The 16,722-nt window shown below is 42.1% G+C and carries 13 protein-coding genes; 8 read left to right on the top strand and 5 right to left on the bottom strand.

Features of this window, described 5'->3' with window-relative positions:
* The first annotated feature begins 168 nt into the window (after positions 1–168).
* The 7 genes from dinB to infA all read left to right on the top strand — a co-directional run bounded on the left by dinB (position 169) and on the right by infA (position 9,138).
* Positions 169–1,278, top strand: a complete 1,110-nt coding sequence (gene dinB, locus Q9G97_RS04350) for a DNA polymerase IV (protein ID WP_305899861.1) — start codon at positions 169–171, stop codon at positions 1,276–1,278.
* A gap of 134 nt (positions 1,279–1,412) precedes the next feature.
* Complete coding sequence (gene queA, locus Q9G97_RS04345; protein WP_305899860.1) at positions 1,413–2,636, top strand: tRNA preQ1(34) S-adenosylmethionine ribosyltransferase-isomerase QueA; 1,224 nt, start codon at positions 1,413–1,415, stop codon at positions 2,634–2,636.
* A gap of 190 nt (positions 2,637–2,826) precedes the next feature.
* Positions 2,827–4,833: a FimV family protein gene (locus tag Q9G97_RS04340; RefSeq protein WP_305899859.1), complete on the top strand. Its 2,007-nt coding sequence runs from the start codon at positions 2,827–2,829 to the stop codon at positions 4,831–4,833.
* Positions 4,834–4,953: 120 nt separating this feature from the next.
* The gene (locus tag Q9G97_RS04335) at positions 4,954–6,654 is read left to right on the top strand and encodes a FimV/HubP family polar landmark protein (protein WP_305899858.1); all 1,701 of its coding nucleotides are present in this window, start codon (positions 4,954–4,956) and stop codon (positions 6,652–6,654) included.
* Between the two features lie 99 nt (positions 6,655–6,753).
* Entirely contained in the window at positions 6,754–7,866 is a 1,113-nt protein-coding gene (locus tag Q9G97_RS04330) for an asparaginase (protein WP_305899857.1), read from the top strand.
* Between the two features lie 47 nt (positions 7,867–7,913).
* Positions 7,914–8,759, top strand: a complete 846-nt coding sequence (gene truA / locus Q9G97_RS04325) for a tRNA pseudouridine(38-40) synthase TruA (RefSeq protein ID WP_371747908.1) — start codon at positions 7,914–7,916, stop codon at positions 8,757–8,759.
* A gap of 154 nt (positions 8,760–8,913) precedes the next feature.
* Positions 8,914–9,138: a translation initiation factor IF-1 gene (gene infA / locus Q9G97_RS04320; protein WP_007395612.1), complete on the top strand. Its 225-nt coding sequence runs from the start codon at positions 8,914–8,916 to the stop codon at positions 9,136–9,138.
* A 252-nt stretch (positions 9,139–9,390) separates the two neighbouring features.
* On the opposite strand, the gene Q9G97_RS04315 is transcribed toward infA, so the two are convergent.
* The 5 genes from Q9G97_RS04315 to leuC all read right to left on the bottom strand — a co-directional run bounded on the left by Q9G97_RS04315 (position 9,391) and on the right by leuC (position 15,128).
* Entirely contained in the window at positions 9,391–10,485 is a 1,095-nt protein-coding gene (locus Q9G97_RS04315) for a L,D-transpeptidase family protein (protein WP_305899855.1), read from the bottom strand.
* Between the two features lie 397 nt (positions 10,486–10,882).
* Complete coding sequence (gene leuB / locus Q9G97_RS04310) at positions 10,883–11,986, bottom strand: 3-isopropylmalate dehydrogenase (protein ID WP_305899854.1); 1,104 nt, start codon at positions 11,984–11,986, stop codon at positions 10,883–10,885.
* Positions 11,987–12,048: 62 nt separating this feature from the next.
* Positions 12,049–12,837 (bottom strand): hypothetical protein, encoded by a 789-nt coding sequence (locus Q9G97_RS04305; RefSeq protein ID WP_305899853.1) that lies wholly within the window; start codon positions 12,835–12,837, stop codon positions 12,049–12,051.
* Positions 12,838–12,951: 114 nt separating this feature from the next.
* Positions 12,952–13,614 carry a 3-isopropylmalate dehydratase small subunit gene (gene leuD, locus Q9G97_RS04300; protein WP_201572610.1) on the bottom strand — a complete coding sequence of 221 codons (663 nt, stop codon included), beginning with the start codon at positions 13,612–13,614 and terminating at the stop codon, positions 12,952–12,954.
* 95 nt (positions 13,615–13,709) lie between these two features.
* A complete protein-coding gene (gene leuC / locus Q9G97_RS04295; protein ID WP_305899852.1) occupies positions 13,710–15,128 on the bottom strand; it encodes a 3-isopropylmalate dehydratase large subunit in 1,419 nt (472 codons plus the stop codon).
* A 344-nt stretch (positions 15,129–15,472) separates the two neighbouring features.
* Here leuC and Q9G97_RS04290 point away from each other — a divergent pair, with 344 nt between their 5' ends.
* The gene (locus tag Q9G97_RS04290) at positions 15,473–16,345 is read left to right on the top strand and encodes a LysR family transcriptional regulator (RefSeq protein WP_305899851.1); all 873 of its coding nucleotides are present in this window, start codon (positions 15,473–15,475) and stop codon (positions 16,343–16,345) included.
* The last annotated feature ends 377 nt before the right edge of the window (positions 16,346–16,722 follow it).

The following is a 16,722-nucleotide window of genomic DNA, read 5'->3' as shown; positions in this document are numbered from 1 at the left end:
TGAAATATCCTTCTATCATAGTTGTTATTTAAGAGCAGTGTATACCATGTATTATAAAAAGTAAATCACATTTTTCACGTTTTTTCACGTTTTATTCCGTGTATGATATTGCAGTATCATAATAATTCTCCTATTAAAAAAACTGTCATATCAGGTAAAATAAAACCTATGACTACCGATCCTAATGCACCTGAAACCGACCTAATACCCCCAATCCAGCGTAAGATCATCCATCTCGATATGGATGCTTTTTATGCCAGCGTTGAGCAGCGCGACTTTCCTGAATTGCGTGGCAAGCCTTTAGTGGTTGGTGGCGATCCAAAGGGTCGTGGTGTCGTTGCAGCCGCCAGTTATGAAGTACGTAAGTTTGGCGTACGCTCAGCGATGTCTTGCTATGAGGCTCGTAAGCGCTGTCCTGAGGTGCTCTTTGTACGCCCACGTTTTGAGGTTTATCGTGCGGTCAGCGCCGATATTCGTGCAATTATGCACAGTCTGACGCCACTAGTTGAGCCACTATCTTTAGATGAGGCTTATATCGATGTCACAGGATTGACAGTGCATCAAGGCTCGGCGACGTTGATGGCGAATTGGCTGCGAGCGCAGATATTAGAGCATACAGGGTTGACCGCGTCGGCTGGCGTGTCTTTTAATAAGATGCTCGCCAAAATTGCCTCTGATATCAATAAACCCAATGGCACAGCAATTATCACCCCTGCCGATGCCGATGCTTTTATTAGCACGCTACCGATTGAGCGCTTTCATGGTATTGGTAAAGCTACAGCGAAGCGTTTACATGCCATGGGTATCAGTACGGGTGCAGATCTTAAGCGTATGTCCGCTACGACTTTGGTCAATGAGTTTGGTAAACGCGGGCAGTTTTATCATGATATCGCTCATGGCCGTGACACACGTCCTGTCAAGGCTGAGCGGCAACACAAGTCCGTCGGCTCTGAGACCACTTTTCATGATAATTTAACGGGTGATACAGAGCTACTAGCGCAAATATATGAGCAAAATTCAGATGCCTATACGCAGATGCATAATAAGAAGCTAACGGGCTATACGATCACGCTAAAAATTAAGTACGCAGACTTTACTCAGATTACCCGCTCGCACACCTTATCAACCGCCTTTGATAGCGCTGAATCCGCTCACTATTGGCTGGACAAACTGTTCGCTGATATTCCACGCGAGTTGCCTATTCGTCTAGTTGGTGTGACTTACTCCTCTCTTGCGCCAGCCGCCCAAACCTTGCCACAACTAGACTTATTTGATTAGTTAAAGCTATCTTATATAAACCATCATTTATAATCACTTAGGCTATTTTTTAATAAAAACACTATCTACTATAAGTTTTCACTTCTGCTTTCTGCTACAATTACGCCAAAATAACCTTATATTTACTGACCTTTATGACTGCATCCAACCTAGTAATTTCTAACACCCATTCTAACCTTTCTACTGATAATAGCGATTCAGTACCTTTAGACTACCTAAGCGTAGCTGATTACGATTATGAGCTGCCAGATGAATTGATCGCCCGCTATCCCCTAGCCCAGCGCTCAGCGTCTCAATTGTTGTACTTGCCAGCGACTACTGTCGTTAATGATAATCAAAATGCACACATAGAAGATCATACCTTTACTGAACTTGCCTCACTATTGAATGCAGGTGATCTAATCGTCTTTAACGACACTAAGGTAATGAAAGCACGACTGTTCGGTAGTAAAGACACAGGCGGCAAAGTTGAGGTATTGATTGAGCGCTTAGTCGATAGTGCGGATGTTGAAAGTCTTATCGATAGTGTCCTTTTTAATAATGACGATAAGATAATAGAAAGATTTGAGCATGTCGCTCTATGTCATGTAAAAGCCAGTAAAGCGCCAAAGCTAGGTCAGCACTTGTCTTTAGCAGATAATAATATGCACGGCGTGATGCTAGGACGTCAAGAGAACTTGTTTATCTTAGCCTTTGATGCGCCTATTTTGCCTAACTTAGAGCTATATGGCGAGCTGCCGATACCGCCCTATTTTGAGCGTCATGCTGACGAGACAGACAACACTCGTTATCAGACTGTCTTTCACGATCCAGCGAAGCTTGCCAGCGTCGCCGCACCTACTGCTAGCCTACATTTTGACGAGCAAGTATTAGCAATGTTAGCTGATAAAGGTATTCATACCGCTTTTGTGACTTTGCATGTCGGCGCAGGTACTTTTGCCCCTGTTAAAACCGATAATTTACTCAATCATACGATGCATAGTGAATACGCGCACCTGCCACAAGCTACCGCAGAGCTGATTAACCAAACTCATGCCAATGGCAAGCAAGTTATCGCTATAGGCACTACCGTTACTCGTGTGCTTGAGAGCGCCTATTTGCATACGGCCAAAGACAATCAACCTTTATCCAGCTGGTCAGGTGATACCGATATCTTTATTTATCCAGGTTTTGAGTTTAAGGTTATAGACAGATTGCTGACTAATTTTCATTTGCCAAAGTCTACTCTTCTGATGTTAGTAGCTGCTTTTTCTGGCAAATCAGCTATTGAGCAAGCCTATCAGCACGCTATCGAGCACAAATACCGCTTTTTTAGTTATGGTGATGCGATGTTATTGGATAAAATAGCTATCAGATAAAAATATGAATTTTCATAGTCAAAATAATTTTACGGTTAAAACAATAAGAGGTCATATTACTATATTGCTTAAATAATAACCTAAATCACTATATGTAAGCATACGAATAAAATTGTATTGTTATCGTAGTCGCAATAGCTTATTATTAATAAATATGTCTAACCATTCTTGAGCTATATAAGGGCTGCGCATGTCTTGGTATCTACCTCATCACCTAACCAGTATGCATCTACCTTTTATGCGTCTGTCAGCTATGCATAAAGGCATATCGGTTGGACTGCTTTGTTCTGTTGGTACCGCTGTGATTCTGCCTGCAGCTCAAGCTGCGACTATGGGTAAGACAGTGATAACCTCTGTACAGCATCAGCCTTTGACTGCCAGTATCACTGTGACGAGTATTCGCTCAGCAGATTTTTCAGCCCGTTTGGCAAGTCCTATCATCTATCAGCAATTAGGTCTAACGCCTCAGCCCTCTATGTCTGTCAGCTTTGTACCCACTTCTGCTACCACTGGTACTGTCGTTATCACCAGTACTCAGCCCATTACTATGCCCTTTACTGATGTGGTATTAGCTCTAAGTGATCAAGGTCAACGTAAGGTTATTCCCAAAACCTTGTTGATGCCTTTGGCTACTAACGTTTCAATCAAGCAGTCGAGCTCTATCTTAGCGACTGCTAAAAACCCTGACCACTCTACCCTTATCGTCAACGCTCATACTGCTAACCCACTAATAGTAAAGCGCGGTGCACCGCCAATACTGGCTAATGTCAAATCTGTAGAGCCTGTCATACAGGCTAATAAAACGGTTACTCTACCTGTTAATAACAGCGCTTTATTATCGGACAAAAACACCGATAGTCCGCAGATATTAGTGGCCAGCCGTAAAGCGCCCCCGTCTTTGTTTGCTAGTCCTAAGCCAGCAGAGCCCGTATATAACGCTGGCCTACCTATTGATCCGCCAGTTAAAAAGAGCCCTTCGTTAGCAGAGTCGAATACCAGCAGCCCGCAGATTATAGCGAATAGTCGTCAAATATCGCCGCCAGCGTTTGTAAAGTCTAAGCCTGCACTTGCAACGTCCAAGATAGTGAAACCTATCTCTAATACCAGTCAGCCTATTGAGCTGTCGGTGAAGAAGAGTCCTTCTTTAGCAGAGTCAAATGCCAGTAGCTCGCAGATTATAGCGAATAGTCATCAAGTATCGCTGCCATTGCTTGCAATACCCGAGCCTATATTCGTAAAGTCCAAAACAGTAGAGCCTAGCTTTGATACCAGTCAGCTTATTGACCTATCTGTCAAAAAGAGTCCTTCGTTAGCACAGTCTAAGACCAGTAGCCCACAGATATTAGTCGCCAGTCGTCAAGCGCCACCGCCCTTGTTTGCAAGCCCTAAATCGATAGAACCTGTTTTTAATGCCAGCCAGCCTATTGAGCTACCAAGAAAAAAGAGCCCTTCATTAGCAGAGTCTAACACTAGCAGCCCACAGATATTAGTAGCCAGTCGCCAAGCACCTCCGCCTTTATTTGCTATCCCCAAAACTCAAAAGACTGACATATTAGTGCAGTCTAGAGTTCCTCATAATACTATTAGTATTAATGAGCATAGAATAAATACTATCTCTACTATTCGATCTCAAATAGATATAGATCCAGTTGTCCCTTTAATTGCTATTAATAACACCTCTGATACTATCAGTAGCTCTGACGTTAGCGCAGACCGTATCATTGAGCTTGCATCTGTAGCCAAAATCGATAACGAGCAAAGACAACCAGCTAGTCGCTTAGCTTCATACCCTAGTCTCAATACTCAAATTAGTCGCAAGATAATGACTATAAACTTGAATTTTGATGAGGCATCTTCTGCAAAAACGATCTCTACTAAGGATCATACTCAGAACCGATTATCATCACCTTTAGCTATTCAAAACCTGTCAACGCCTAGCTATATTGTACAAAAAAATGATAATTTATGGGTGATCTCGCAGCAAGTTGCAGAACAAAATAACCTTGATGTTTTGATGGTTATGAATCAAATCAAGACACAAAATTTAAATGCATTTATCAAAAAAGATTCAAATCATCTCAAGGTTGATGCTAAGCTAGATCTTTCTCATTATGCTACGGTTCCTTCTCAACAAGGCTTGCAAGCTGCCATTGCGGATAAAAGACAGCAACGTTCAAACTCCAATAAAACGGTCTAATTTTTGCAATAAAAATAAAAACAACAACGCACTATTTTTATAGCGTGTATCACTCATTATGCAATTAGCAATTACTTAGCCATTTTGCTAAAATCAGCGCTCATAGGCGTGGGAGTATTTATGGATAATATGCTATATATCCTTGCAGTATTGGTTATCATCTTGTTGCTAGCTGTATTAGTGATGCGCAGAAGACAGGCGCGAAATCTCACATTTTTAGGCGATAGCCGTAAGATTAAGAATGATAGATCATATAAAGGCTTATCTGGCCTTGAAACAAAAACTTTGAATAATGATAGTATCGCTACTAAGTTTGACAATGTCACGATTGCTGAGCGATTCATGGATCAACAGCGCTATGATAAAGCTATTGAAACCCTAAAGCGTGGTCTCATTGAAAAACCTCACGATGACTCTTTATTATTAAAGCTATTAAACGTCTACGTTGTATCCAATCAGTATCAAGATTTTGATCGGGTCTATCATATTCTACAAGCGCAAGGCGATCCAGAAACCATTGAACAGGCGGATCAACTAAAAGAGCTTATAAGTGATAGGCATACCACGTCATTTGAGGATTCCCTTTCTGATGATATGTCGTTAGATAGCTCCTCGTTTGTTGACTCTCCTAATGAAGAATCTGCTACTGATTCTTTTTTGCATGAGGATATGTCGCTAGATTTTGATAGTGATCAAACATTTGGTGATAGCCAACCCGCTGATACTGATACTGATACTGAAATCGATCACCGTGACAGCAGTAATGATTCTTTTAACCTAACTTTAGATGACTTAGAAGCGACAGATACTTCTAACGATATGCCTGAAGATACGAATACTTTTAAAGATAATGATCTATCAAACATTGATATAGATGGAGCAGACTTATCTACTAGCTCTAATAATGCCGCTAATATAGATGACGACTTTACTCTTGATTTTGAAACTATCACTGAAGAGGAAACAGAAGATCTTCTAGCGGATGAGCATTCAATAGATGTCAGCACTAATAGTGATTCTGAGGCGCTAGATTCAGCGGACGACTTCACCTTAGATTTAGAAGATTATGCCACAGTACTTAGAAGCGATGCTTTGGGCGAAGACCAGCCGATTATTGAGCACAGTATAGACGAGCAAGGTATAGACGAACTCAGTATAGACGAATTTAGTTTTGACTTAGAAGAAAGTGATAATAGTCTTGATAATTTTGATAGTATTACAGGCCCTGTCTCAGATAATGCAATAAGTGATATTGATAATGAAAGTCATGTCATATCTAGCGATGATACTGCTATTATTGATTCCGATAACTCAAGCTTAGATGATGAACAAACCTTTGATTTTACTGTTGCTGATAAACCAGCTAGTGATAAATCAGATACCAATAAGCCAATTACTGATGATATCGCTATAGATACGCCTAGCACGATAGATGCTCTAGGAGCATTGTCACCAGCTATTAACGACGAAAAATCAGTCGGTAACGAATTACTCGACGATGATATGATGTTCGATGATCTGGTATTTGATGATAATAATGGTCTGGATGTTGAAGCCGTGACAGATTCTTCTAGCCCTGTCAGTACGCAAAAAATCATCCTTACTAATAATCTAGCTCCAGTAACGCTTGGTGCCATACTTACTAGCGATTTTGATTATGTAAAAACGTTAAACAGTTATCAAGTCACCTTAGAGTTGGCAGATCACTATTTGCAGCTGGGTGAATATGATAGTGCTAAGCGCCTGCTCACCGAAGTTATTACTCAAGGTAATAGTGAGCAACAACAAAAAGCCAAGATGTTATTGGCTCGTACTGCATAAACTGCTTAGAGACTGTACAAGATCTAACTTCGATTTATAATCAGCACCTTTTGATTCGATCATAAGCTGCTGATTTTTTATTTTATAGCGATACTTTTTATGGCATTACCTATTATGGCACCACCTGATATAAGCACAAACTCCGCCCCTGTGCAGCTGATTTATGCTGGTGGCACTTTCGGTAGTTATGGTCGTCCGCTAGCGCCTCTAGCAGCTGATGAGTTCTTACCTGCCCTGCAGACTTTGCTAAGTGAGCAAGCGCAAGCAAGCAATTTGCCAGTCATATCGTGGCTAGATAACGCTCTAATCAAAGACAGTAGCCAGCTGACGCCAGCTGATTTTGTGCATTTTTATAAGCTATTATTACAAGCTTACGCACAAGGGTCTCGGCGCTTTATATTAATTACAGGTACGGATACATTAAGCTACTTAGGTGCTTTTTTATCAGAGGCATTTGCAGGGTCGGATATCTGTATTGTAGTGACGGGTAGCATGCGACCATTACTTGATAGTGAGGTGCTACAAAGCTATCAAGTCGATCAAAGTAGTGATGCTTGGGATAATCTGACAGAGTCTCTACGCGTGGCTAGTGCTGGCGTATCTGGCGTTAAGATCAGCTTCGGTGGTGAGTCTTGGCCTGCTCAAACCGTGCAAAAGATTCATAGTCACGACTTTATGGCCTTTACGGGTCACTCGCGAGCCGCCTATCCTGCCAATAGCTATATCAAAATCTTTGCCGATATCCGTCGTCAGCATTGGCTAGATGATCAAAGCTTAGTAGCCAAAGACATAGAAGATCGCGCTCCGAAAGCTGCTGTTCATGCGTTATATTGTCTACCCAATGACACCTCCATTCTTACCAAACAGCTGCAAGCTTTAATAGATACGCCGCCTTGTGGCATTATATTATTAGGATTTGGTGCAGGTAACGTTCCTTATTCCCCCGATTTAGCCGAAGCCCTGCAAGCAGCTTATAGCCAAGGCCATATGGTAATCTGCGCCAGTCAATGCCCGTTCGGCGGGGTCAGCGATAGCTATGTTGCAGGTAGCTGGCAATATGACTATTATGTCATTGCTGGTGGTCGCTTGACCATCGCGGCTATTTACGCCAGATTATTGTGGTTGCTACTGCGTTATGATAGTCCTGCAAGGCGCAGGCAACGCTGGTCTTATGATATTAATCAAACCAGCACCACTATCAAAAAACGTTAAACTCAGCTAGGCTCTAAATAAATTTAAACTTTAGCTAGATAATGACTATGTCCGAACCTATGATCATTGAAGACCCTACTATAGAGACACCCACTTATACTCTAGCAATCGCTATTGAGTTTTTGGGTACGCATTATCATGGCTGGCAGCGGCAACAAGAGGTACTCGGTGTTCAGCAAGCCTTAGAGACTGCGATTAGCAAGGTCGCTAATGAGCTTGTTGAAGTAGTAGCGGCAGGTCGTACTGATGCCAGCGTTCATGCCAGCAACATGATTGCCCATTTTGTCACCCATGCTTATAGGCCTGCACATAATTGGTTACGTGGGGTCAACAGCTTACTACCTGATGATATTGCTGTACGCTGGGTGCAGCCGATGCCAAGCGACTTTCATGCACGCTTTAAAGCGATTGCTAGACGGTATCGCTATATTACTCTGAACCAGCCGCAGCGCCCTGCTATTCTCAATCATCAGGTCACTCATATTTATGAGCCACTTGATCTAGCAGCGATGCAAACCGCCGCCGCTGACATAGCAGGTACTCATGACTTTAGTAGCTATCGCGCCGCTGCTTGTCAGTCCAATCAGCCTGTACGCAATGTCAGTCACGCCAAGCTGTTTCAACACGGTCAATTTATCGTTTTTGATATCCAAGCTGATGGGTTTTTACATCATATGGTGCGTAACCTTATGGGGGTTCTATATGCTATCGGTCGTCATGATCTGCCAGCCACAAGCTTTTTAGAGATACTAGCAAAAAAAGATCGCACCCTTGCCCCGCCTACCGCATCTGGTGATGGACTATATTTTATTAATGCCTATTATCCTGAGCACTTTCAGCAGCTATTGCCAAATGCACCCCTAACGCCTATTTGGCTCAATCTGCCTGATTAGTCTACAGGTCGATTATTTGAGCCAGTAAGCGCTAAACTGTGAATCAGCATACATATCACTTACATACTGTCAAGTAAAAACCCTTAGTTTTGTTGCTTTAAGGCATCAAATTACGTATAATATGGGCTTATTTTTCATTGATTGACATAAAATTATGGCTAAAAAAGACGACATTATTGAATTTGAAGGCGAAGTTATTGACACCCTTCCTAATACTTTATTTAAAGTTCGCTTAGAAAACGGACACGAAATCATTGCTCATATCTCAGGTAAAATGCGTAAGCATTACATCCGTATCTTGACAGGTGATAAAGTCAAAGTTGAGATGACGCCCTATGACTTATCAAAAGGCCGTATCACTTATCGTGGTAAGACTTAATACGGTATATAAACTAAAACATATAAGCTACTAGTAAGCGTTTTATCCAGCTAACCCAGCCAGCAATCATTGATTTATAGCTGGATGACCCAGAGGATAATAATAAAAAATACCCGCTTATTTAATTTGCTTATCGTAGTAAAAATGCTGAATTGTCCAATAAAAAATACCGCTAATAATCAGCGGTATTTTTTTGTCTATAGTATTGTGACGAGTAACACTATAGTCGTTTAAAACTGCTCCAACGATAGCTTATTTGAATTCAACCGTCGCATCATTATTGATCGTACCTAATAATGCCAGCGCATCCCAATTGGTCAAACGGACACAGCCTGCCGAAGCTTGGCGGCTGATGCGAGCAGGATCAGGTGAACCGTGAATACCATATGAAGGTTTGCTCAGGCCAATCCATACGATACCTACTGGGTTATTCGGACCTGGCGGGATAATAGACTTGTCGCCATCATCACTACTATAAGTATAATTGGGCTCATGTACTTTTACCTTTACACTATGCGTGCCAGATGGTGAAGGCGTTGAAGTACTACCTACCGTCGTCGGATAACTGGCAACTAAATCACCTTTATCATCATAAGCGTATAATGTCTGGGTGGTTTTATCAGCGACTACGCGGCTGACAGGTTTAGTATTGGGGTTACCTGGATTATAAACGGTTATAGTCTCACCAGCGCTAAAGCTCGCATTGGGATTTAGCGATTTAAGGTACTTTTCATTGATATGGAACTTCTCAGCTAAACCCTCAGTGATGCTCTCATAATACATACCATCCAGCTCAGCTTTTGCCTCTGCACCAGCAGGGATAGTCGTCGTCTTAAAGTCTACATCATCACTAGTGAGCTTATAGCTGACTAATACAGGCTGACGAGTTAGTCGCTCACTGGCGGTCAGTGCTTGCCACGTTTCATCATTTAAATTATCCGTTACTTGCAAGTTATTCTTTTTTTGGAACGCTTGCATGGCTTTACGAGTATTTTTACCCCAATAGCCATCTACTGCGCCGACGCCATTTTGATGCCAATTTAACAACGCTTGCAGTTTAGTACCAAAGCTGCGATCTATTTTCGCATTCGGTTTCCAATCTGAGTTATTAACTTGTTGGGCAGATTTGGATAATCCATCTGTGGTGTATTTGATAGTCGGTAATAAGTTATTTAAGGATTTCACCGTTTTGCTATTACCGCTGAGCGCTTGACTAACCCCATTGGTTACTGGGCTACTGTCGTTATTATTAGCATTTGTAGTCGCTGCCATAGTAGGACTCATAAACAGCAAAGTAGACAGACTTATTGCAGCTACAGCACTGCTAATCTTAGTTAATGCATACATATTATTTTCCTCAAGCAAGTTTGATGATATATATTATTTTTATCTATTTTATTAGCTTATCAATCATGCCATAGGGCTGTGTGAGCATATAACAGTGTTGTGTTAATAACCGCTCATCCATAGGGTATCTGTGTTAAAAACCATGGTTCAAGTACATGAATGATGCATAAAAAAACCTATAAACAGCATCGCTATTTATAGGTTTAAAATAATATGACTTTAGACTATAGTTGAATCACTTTAAAACCGATGCAGTGCAGCTGGGATTAATTTTGCGCAGCCTCTGTCAGCGTAGACACAGCACGCAAGGAAAATTAATACCAGTTGCACGTTAATATTAGCGTATCGATTTCATTTCGAACTGACTATTATAGTTTTAGACTAAACGGCTAGCCGCCTAAACTAATTTAGCCAACACGGCCTGACCCATTTGTGTGCAGCCAACTTGCGTCAAGCCTGACTCACTGCTATCCAAGATATCTACCGTGCGTAGGCCATCATCTAACACATCACTGACGGCTTGTTCAATAGCTTGTGCTGCTTGCTCTTGCTTAAAGGTGTAGCGCAGCATCATCGCCACCGATAGAATAGTGGCTAATGGATTGGCTTTATCTTGCCCTGCAATATCAGGCGCTGAACCGTGGCAAGGCTCGTACATGCCTTTGCCATCTTTGTCTAAGCTGGCTGATGGCAACATACCGATAGAACCTGTAAGCATCGCGGCTTCATCAGATAAAATATCACCGAACATATTCCCCGTCACCATGACATCGAATTGCTTAGGGTCACGAATGAGCTGCATACAAGCGTTGTCCGCATAGATATGTGATAACGCCACATCGCTATAGTCCGCCTCTTGCATAGCTGTCATCGTCTGCTTCCATAGCTCAGTCACTTCTAGCACATTAGCTTTATCCACTGAACATACCTTTGCGGGTGTTCCTGCTGCTTTTGCACGAGTTTGTGCCAGCTCAAAAGCGACTTTACCAATACGCTGAATCTCACTGGTGCTATAGACCATCGTATTATAGCCTTGCTGCTCGCCATTCTCTAACGTGCGAATACCGCGCGGCTCCCCAAAATAAATACCGCCTGTCAGCTCACGCACGATTAATAAATCCAAACCTTTGATGATCTCAGGCTTAATACTAGAAGCGTTCGCTAACTGCGGATAGAGCTTTGCCACACGTAAGTTAGCAAATAGTCCCAGCTCGCTACGGATCTTAAGTAGGCCACGCTCAGGTCGCTTGCTACGCTCTATACTGTCCCATTTAGGACCACCAACAGCACCTAACAATACTGCGTCAGCTGCCCGCGCACGAGTGAGTGTCTCCTCTGGTAATGGCTCACCAGTAGCATCAAAAGCAACGCCGCCTATCAATCCTGATTCAAGCGTCAACTCTAGATTGAATTTTTTATTAACGGCTTCTAAGACGTCAATCGCTTGGGTCATAATCTCAGGACCGATACCATCGCCTGCTAGTGTTAAGATCGTTGCCATATAATTCCTTGTGAATAAATGATTCAATAAGTGATAACTGGTAAATCAGTCAAGCGCTATGATTAACTTTTAATGCTCATCTCTACAAACTCGCCTTGATTAGCACTGTCTAGCTGCTTACAAAAACGACGCTGCAATACTCGATCTTTTAGCAAATCAATACATAAGGGCGTCGCTGAGGCGTTATCCAATAGGCTACCATCATTTTTAGTAGGTTTTTGGCGATAGGCTTGCAACAGATAGATACCCTGCTCTTTAAATTCGTCAATCAAGGCAAAGCGCTCAACATAATCCATGTTATTTTCAGGATAATAATTGACATGTACTTCACGCTTAATTGGTTTTACACTCGCATAGTAGTTAATTAAGCCCGGTATGCCAGATGCAGATAGCGCTATCAGTTTTACTGAATTATTATCTGTCAGCAGTATAGTCTGGGCTTGTACTTGCGCTTTTTGAGCTTGATTAAGCTGGTTATATGGCAAGCCAAAAGTATTAGCTATAGGCACTAAAAGAGCAGGATTAACAGGCTTATGAGTGTCTTCAGAGATTATTGCTGTATTATCGATTTTGATAATTTCGCAGTGGTAAGTCCCTGCACAGGCAATATTAACCTCGTTATCAAGGGGAATTATTTGCCCTGCCCATACCTCGGCTTCATTGGCATTTTCTATCTTGTTATAGCCTGACAACGTTTGACAACCTGACAATGTCAATACAGATAGTGCCAACACAGATAATAAGCTAGAAACTACTGCCGTCCTGCTGAATACAGCACAGCCAAACAAAGTATCGTATTTTGCATTCATAATAGTAGTGACTGCCTCTATCAATAAAAGATTGCTTTTCATTCTAGCTACATTGTTAACATAACTCAACGCTACGATAACAATTGCATACCTTTATTTGTATTCTTTGATATTAGCAGTCCGATAAGTATAGTGCTTATAGACGATAGTTAATATTTAGGCGTGTACCTCATTGAATATCCATGGCGTCTTTTGTAACATTTTGGCTTCATAGACTTTAATAGCATCGCTTTGCTGCAATGTTAAGCCGATATCATCAAGACCATTTAGCAAGCAATGTTTGCGAAAAGCGTCGACTTCGAATGCATACTCTTCACCCGTAGGCGCTATCACCACTTGACGCTCTAAATCAGCGATGAGCTCATAGCCCTCAATGGCAAAGGTGGCTTGCATGAGTTTATCAACGATGGCTTCGTCAAGGACGATAGGGAGCATACCGTTTTTAAAGCAGTTATTATAAAAAATATCAGCAAAGCTCGGTGCAATTATTGTACGAAAGCCATATTCTGATAAAGCCCAAGGCGCATGTTCACGGCTTGAGCCACAACCAAAGTTACGACGAGCCAGCAAAATATTTGCCCCTTGGTAACGCGGCTGGTTCAAAATAAAGTCAGGGTTTAATGGGCGATTACTATTGTCTTGGCCGCCACTCAAAGAAGGCACGCCTTCATCTAGATAGCGCCAGTCATCAAATAAATTGACACCAAATCCTGTACGTTTGATGGACTTTAAAAACTGCTTTGCAATGATCTGATCGGTATCGACGTTAGCGCGATCCATTGGGCAGACGATGCCTTGTTGTATATTATAAGCTTGCATAAATTTTCTCTATTCTAAGGATTAATGTCACTCTAAATAAATAGCTAAGCGTTTATAAAAAGCATATTTAGCTAAATTTACGGATCAACAACAGATCAGAAAGTCCGCACATCGACAAAATGACCTGCCAACGCCGCCGCTGCCGCCATTGCAGGACTGACCAGATGCGTACGCCCGCCACTACCTTGACGCCCCTCAAAGTTGCGATTAGAAGTCGATGCGCATTGCTCCCCTGGCTCAAGCTTATCGGCGTTCATCGCTAGACACATTGAGCAGCCAGGCTCACGCCACTCAAAACCTGCATCAGTAAACAGTGTATCTAGCCCTTCTGCTTCTGCCTGTATTTTTACTTGACCTGATCCTGGTACGACGATGGCCTCTTTGATCGTGCTTGCCACTTTGCGACCTTTTATCACCGCAGCGGCATCGCGCAAATCTTCGATGCGTGAGTTGGTACAAGAGCCGATAAACACTCGATCGAGCTGGATATCAGTGATTTTTTGTCCGCCTTGCACACCCATATAAGTATAAGCCCGTAACCAGCCTTCCTCTTGTGCGGCATCTAGTGCTTGATCCGGTGTCGGTATCGACTGAGTAATATCTACCACCATCTCAGGTGAAGTGCCCCAAGACACTTGCGGGGCAATGCTACTACCATCAATCTCAACTAAAGTATCGAACACTGCATCGTCATCTGAGTAAAGCGTACGCCAATACGCCTCAGCTTGATCCCACTGCGCGCCTGTTGGTGAATAAGGACGACCTTTAGAGTATTCGATAGTAGTATCATCGACAGCAACCATACCGACCCGCGCGCCCGCTTCGATCGCCATATTACAGACGGTCATGCGACCCTCCATACTCATATTCTCGAAAACCTCGCCAGCAAACTCAATCGCATGACCTGTGCCGCCAGCCGTGCCTATGTGAGCGATGATAGCCAACACCACATCTTTTGAGGTAACGCCAGCGCCAAGCTTGCCATTGACACGAATTTGCATATTTTTCATCTTGACGGCGATCAAGCACTGAGTGGCTAATACATGCTCAACCTCAGAGGTGCCGATACCGTGCGCCAAGCAGCCTAATGCGCCATGAGTGGCAGTATGCGAATCCCCGCAGACAACGGTCATACCAGGCAATACCAGACCTTGCTCAGGGCCAACCACATGCAAGATGCCTTGACGCGCATCATTAATCATAAACTCGGCAATGTTGAACTTGGCGCAGTTGTCATCTAGAGTAACTACCTGCAAGCGTGACACTTCATCCTTAATACCAGATACTCCTTGTAAGCGCTCTTTAGCCACTGTCGGTACATTATGATCGGGGCTGGCAATATTAGCAGACAAACGCCATGGCTGGCGATTAGCTAGCTCTAAGCCCTCAAACGCTTGCGGAGTTGTGACTTCATGCAACAGATGACGGTCAATATAAATTAGGCTTGAGCCATCATCACGCGTACTGACTTCATGAGCTTGCCAAAGTTTGTCATATAAGGTTTGAGCTGCCATATTACTATCCTTTATAGGTTGCTAACTGCTTAATTACTGATGACTAATAAATAGGTACTGAATAGAATAATTGCTAATGAAGTACTTTAGCTTTTTCATACTGATCACTATAAAACATGAAGAAGATGTTGCCTTGCTATAATCTAAAACCACAAATAGGTCAATATTCTAAGTTTTATTATAAAAATGTCAAAAACAACTTTGATGTCTTGTGATTATAACAGTCTAATCCTATAATAATAATTGATGATTTTTATCTATTCACAAACTTTTATTTCTATAATATTATTATAAGATATCATAACTTTTATTTATAGCTTACTTTTATAGCTAAGGATCTTAGATTGAATACTACTAACTTGATAACTTTCGTAACTGTCATGCAGATAGGCAGTATCTCAGGTGCAGCAGAAAAGCTGTTTATCACTCAACCCGCTGTCAGCAAACGTATCAAAAACTTGGAAGATGAGTTCAAAATCACCCTATTTGATACCGTAGGTCGAGGTATTGTGCCGACTCAAGCAGCAAGCGAGATGCTACCTCATGCCAAGCGCTGGCTGGAGGACTATGAGAATTTTAAAATAAACCTTCAGCATGCAGAACATATCGTTTCAGGTAAGTTGGTGATCGGTACCAGCCATCATATCGGCCTACATCATTTAGCACCTGTGCTAAAACACTTTATCCAAAGTTACCCAGCGGTGCAGTTAGATGTGCACTTTGTCGATTCAGAACAAGCTCACAAAGCAGTATTGGACGGTGACTTATCACTGGCATTTATGACCCTACCACCAGTATACGATAAACGTTTGACCTATCGTACCCTTTGGTCGGATCCGCTGTTTTTTATGACAGGCACCCTATCACCACTTGCCAAAAAAACCAATGTCACTTTGGAGCAATTGGCGCGCTACCCTGCTATTTTGCCTTCGGCCAACACTTTTACCAGTCAAATAACGCTTGCCGAATTTGCTAAACACAATCTAAAACCCTATGCCACTATGAGTACCAATCCGCTCGAATCTATCCGTATGCTAGTATCAGTAGGATTGGGATGGTCTGTGCTGCCGCAAACGCTCATTAGCCAAGACCTTGAACGTATCGATATGGCTAATAATGTCGAACTGCAGCGCTATCTAGGGGTGGTCATCAATCCAAAACTAACGCCTTCGAGCAGTGTGCTGGCTTTATTAGATCTGTTGTCACCGATAGATTAGCAAAAACGTGACGATTTGTGGTCACTAATTAAAAATTATTGATAAACAATAGTTGGTAAAATTATTCATAATATTGACTTTTACCAGCATTGAGTTTATTGTTTATGTAACACCTTATTGCAGCTTGGTAATAAAACCTGTATAAACTGTCTTTTAGTCTTACTAATTAGATTTTGTTTATACTATATTTGCAATAATTTATACTATATTTGCAATAAATAGTATCGTTGTCTAATAACACAACAGCTGCAATAATACATTCTAACATTTTTATTGGTTTTGATACGTAGCTGTAATAACGGTTTGCTCCAATGGTTCTCATGTATAAATGCTCATCAGGGAGAGGTAGCCCAATGACGACGTTTGATAGATATTTA

Source organism: Psychrobacter sp. M13 (assembly GCF_030718935.1).
In the GTDB taxonomy this organism is placed as follows: domain Bacteria; phylum Pseudomonadota; class Gammaproteobacteria; order Pseudomonadales; family Moraxellaceae; genus Psychrobacter; species Psychrobacter immobilis_G.
This window is presented reverse-complemented; position numbering and strand designations above follow the sequence as displayed.

What these genes read in the sequence shown, in the direction of transcription:
- dinB (WP_305899861.1), top strand. Translation starts at nt 169, where the DNA reads ATGACTACCGATCCTAATGCACCTGAAACCGACCTAATACCCCCAATC.
- queA (WP_305899860.1), top strand. Translation starts at nt 1,413, where the DNA reads ATGACTGCATCCAACCTAGTAATTTCTAACACCCATTCTAACCTTTCT.
- Q9G97_RS04340 (WP_305899859.1), top strand. Translation starts at nt 2,827, where the DNA reads ATGTCTTGGTATCTACCTCATCACCTAACCAGTATGCATCTACCTTTT.
- Q9G97_RS04335 (WP_305899858.1), top strand. Translation starts at nt 4,954, where the DNA reads ATGGATAATATGCTATATATCCTTGCAGTATTGGTTATCATCTTGTTG.
- Q9G97_RS04330 (WP_305899857.1), top strand. Translation starts at nt 6,754, where the DNA reads ATGGCATTACCTATTATGGCACCACCTGATATAAGCACAAACTCCGCC.
- truA (WP_371747908.1), top strand. Translation starts at nt 7,914, where the DNA reads ATGTCCGAACCTATGATCATTGAAGACCCTACTATAGAGACACCCACT.
- infA (WP_007395612.1), top strand. Translation starts at nt 8,914, where the DNA reads ATGGCTAAAAAAGACGACATTATTGAATTTGAAGGCGAAGTTATTGAC.
- Q9G97_RS04315 (WP_305899855.1), bottom strand. Translation starts at nt 10,485, where the DNA reads ATGTATGCATTAACTAAGATTAGCAGTGCTGTAGCTGCAATAAGTCTG.
- leuB (WP_305899854.1), bottom strand. Translation starts at nt 11,986, where the DNA reads ATGGCAACGATCTTAACACTAGCAGGCGATGGTATCGGTCCTGAGATT.
- Q9G97_RS04305 (WP_305899853.1), bottom strand. Translation starts at nt 12,837, where the DNA reads ATGAAAAGCAATCTTTTATTGATAGAGGCAGTCACTACTATTATGAAT.
- leuD (WP_201572610.1), bottom strand. Translation starts at nt 13,614, where the DNA reads ATGCAAGCTTATAATATACAACAAGGCATCGTCTGCCCAATGGATCGC.
- leuC (WP_305899852.1), bottom strand. Translation starts at nt 15,128, where the DNA reads ATGGCAGCTCAAACCTTATATGACAAACTTTGGCAAGCTCATGAAGTC.